General features: G+C 58.5%; 2 protein-coding genes. Both read left to right on the forward strand.

Translation table 11 applies throughout. The annotated features are described in order from the left end of the window. On the forward strand, nucleotides 1-282 hold a 282-nt coding region (locus tag E4Q08_RS23435), incomplete at its 5' end, for an integrase core domain-containing protein (RefSeq protein WP_169072184.1). 658 nt (nucleotides 283-940) lie between these two features. Continuing rightward, entirely contained in the window at nucleotides 941-1,171 is a 231-nt protein-coding gene (locus tag E4Q08_RS24205; RefSeq protein ID WP_211203547.1) for a hypothetical protein, read from the forward strand. The last annotated feature ends 305 nt before the right edge of the window (nucleotides 1,172-1,476 follow it).

The raw sequence follows: 1,476 nt of genomic DNA on the forward strand, positions 1-1,476 counted from the left end.
AGCGGCGAATTCACGGGTCTGCTCAAGGCGCACGACATCCGGATCAGCATGGACGGCAAGGGGTCTTGGAGGGACAACGTCTTTGTCGAGCGTCTGTGGAAGACGGTCAAGTATGAGGAGGTGTATCTCAAGGCCTACGACAGCGTCGCCGATGCAAGAGCCAACCTGACCACGTACGTCCGCTTCTACAACGAGCGCCGACCGCATCGCGCCCTAGACGGCAAGACGCCGGACGCCGCCTACTTCGTGGCCCTCGCGTCGGCCATCCGCGCCGCAGCGTAAGGTATGAGGAAGGGGCTCCGTGGATTTGTGGACGATGCGCTGGCGCGCACCGGGCCGCTTGCCGTGGAAAAGTCTGGTGACTTTCCCACCGCACGTCCCTTCGCCCACAAGCTCCACCGAGCTCTATTCGGTTCGGATAAAATCCCAGAAGGTCAAAACCAACCGCATCACCGGTCAGCCGACCGGAACTGGCAGGGCTCCACTTATCGACGAGCTCTTGCTGTCCAAACAAACGGGGCCACCTCTGTCCGCATTGGGCCACAATTACCTGATCCGCGTCGGTGTTTACCACCAAGTTAGCGTTGTGCGTCACGATAATGATCTGGCGCCGCTTCTTCGCGTCGCGGAGATCTGCGTTTGCGGGGATTAGTGCGATAGCTGGGTCAGGGCTTTCCTGAGTCGGCGGATCGGTTTCCGCGGGCCCTAGCAGCGCGGTGACCAACAGATTCGCCTGTTTGATTCGCTCGATCAGCAGCGAGTCAACTGGGCCAACGTAGTCGAGCTTGAAGGCTTCCCAGTCGGACGCACTCAGACCGGCATCCTCGCGTTCGTCCTTCAGGTCGGCTAATAGGGATGGCGCCTGTCGTGTGCGAAAGTCGCTCACGTCGTTTTGTAAGTGAAGTAGGGCCTGGTGTCGGCGCCTGGCTTGGTCTACCAATTGTCGTTTTTCATCGACTGCAAGCGAGACCTGCTCATGGCAGCTGGTGCGCTCTTCATTGCCCTTGGTGACCAGCGATTTGCGATCGGTCTTGTCCTTTTCGATCGAGCCTTTCTTCTCATCGCGGTCTTTCTCCAGCGCCTTAAGCCCGTCTTTCTTGACTCGCTCGTCAGCAAGGTCCACGGACGCCTTGGTCAGTGCTTGTTGCTGGCGTTCGCGCGTCTGGCGTGAGCCTTGCAGACGAATGTCTAATAACTCCGTGAAGGTATCGGCTCCCTGGCGCTCCGTGAGCGGGTGGGCATTGAAGATCACACGTTCGATCTCCGTAACCAAAGCGTCGTTTAGGCCTTCTGCCGAGCAGAGTTGATCGACGAACTGCTGCGACAGGTACTGGACATAAGGGCTGGCCAGCAGGTCCTCCATGTCGGTTTGATCGAGTTTGTTGCCGGTCTCTTCGCCAGAAGCCCACTGAAGTTTGGCTTCGCTGTCGCCAAGGTATCGTTTCGCGCGGAGGATAAAAGAACGCTCGTTCAGAT

This window comes from Candidatus Accumulibacter contiguus, assembly GCF_012940005.1.
Lineage (GTDB): Bacteria > Pseudomonadota > Gammaproteobacteria > Burkholderiales > Rhodocyclaceae > Accumulibacter > Accumulibacter contiguus.